Raw genomic sequence first — 1,232 nt, forward strand, 5'->3', positions numbered from 1 at the left:
CTTGAAGAAGAGGGGCGCACGTGCTGCGTAACGCGCCTTCTCGGAAGTAGGTGCCGGACCCCCCGGGCCAACCGCACCGCAACCGGCACCGAGCCCTTGCCGTCCAGAGGACTGTCTCCCGAGCCCTGGCGCCCGGGGTCATCATCCAGATGCACGTCGGCTCCCTCGGCGGCCACGGACCCGTCCTCGGCACGGAAGCCCTCGCCCAGGTCATCGACGCCCTGCGCATACGCGGCTGGATCCGTCAGTCGGCTGGGCAGGCGCCCGGGAATTGACCTCCGTTTCTGGTGCTGGATTGCACTCCTTGGAGGGTCTTTCCGCTTCATAGAGTGGTGATCACAACGACAGCGGGGCGAGCCCGCCGCAGCCGAAGGGACACCACCATGAACAGCGAGAACGCCGACTTCGCCGCCCTCCTCAGCCGCGCCTCGGAGGCCGAGACCAGTGCCGACCCGAGCAGCGTGATGACGCTCCTGGCCGAAACGGACGGGCCAGGGGGTGGGTTCACCACGTACCGCTCCACGTTCGCCGAAGGTGCCGTCGGTGCTCCCGCGCACTTCCACACCAAGGCCACGGAGCTGTTCTTCGTGATCAGTGGCTCCCTCCAGGTTCTGGTGGGCGAGGAGATCACCGTCCTGAACGCAGGTGACTTCCTTGCCGTGCCCCCGCACACCCCGCACGCCTTCGCCGCGGCCCCGGGCTGCACCGCGGACGTCCTGTTCATCTTCACGCCCGGCATGGCCCGCTTCGACTACCTGCGTCTGCTCGGCAGCGTGATGCGCGGTGAGACCGACCCGAAGAAGATCGCCGAGTCCTCCGAGCGCTACGACAACCACTACGTCGACAGCCCCGTCTGGCGGGAGGCCCTCGCCGCCTCGTGAAGCGGGTGGTCGACGGTCGGCCGGCCCCGCCCCCGCCTCGGAATGTGGACGCGGTTTGCGTACAGCAGTAAAAGGGCTCCACAATCCTGACGTGGTCTACTACCTTGGACGGGGTAGTCCAGGTGAGTGGACTGGCCGAGGCCGGAGAAGTGGAAGGGTTGGCTGTGGAAGCGTCGAGGAGTGGTCAGGAGGCGGCAGCCGGCGGGCGGTGGGGTGCCCTCGGGCCCGTCGGGCTGGTGCTCGCGGGCGGCGTCTCCGTCCAGTTCGGCGGGGCCATCGCCGTGAGCGTGATGCCCAAGGCCGGAGCCCTCGGCATCGTGACCCTGTGGCTCGCCTTCGCCGCTCTGGTGT

General features: G+C 68.6%; 2 protein-coding genes and 1 pseudogene. All 3 read left to right on the forward strand.

Features of this window, described 5'->3' with window-relative positions; genetic code table 11:
- Positions 1-149 precede the first annotated feature (149 nt).
- On the forward strand, positions 150-275 hold the full coding sequence (locus ACZ5CR_RS46020; RefSeq protein WP_468869910.1) for a hypothetical protein: 126 nt from the start codon (positions 150-152) through the stop codon (positions 273-275).
- A 108-nt stretch (positions 276-383) separates the two neighbouring features.
- Positions 384-881 (forward strand): cupin domain-containing protein, encoded by a 498-nt coding sequence (locus ACZ5CR_RS46025; protein WP_468869913.1) that lies wholly within the window; start codon positions 384-386, stop codon positions 879-881.
- 131 nt (positions 882-1,012) lie between these two features.
- Positions 1,013-1,232: pseudogene (locus ACZ5CR_RS46030) on the forward strand (EamA family transporter); the annotation flags it as partial.

It is taken from the genome of Streptomyces sp. NPDC031274 (genome assembly GCF_055570235.1).

Excerpts from the sequence above, each read along its gene's own strand:
- ACZ5CR_RS46020 (WP_468869910.1), top strand. The coding sequence starts at position 150 with ATGCACGTCGGCTCCCTCGGCGGCCACGGACCCGTCCTCGGCACGGAA.
- ACZ5CR_RS46025 (WP_468869913.1), top strand. The coding sequence starts at position 384 with ATGAACAGCGAGAACGCCGACTTCGCCGCCCTCCTCAGCCGCGCCTCG.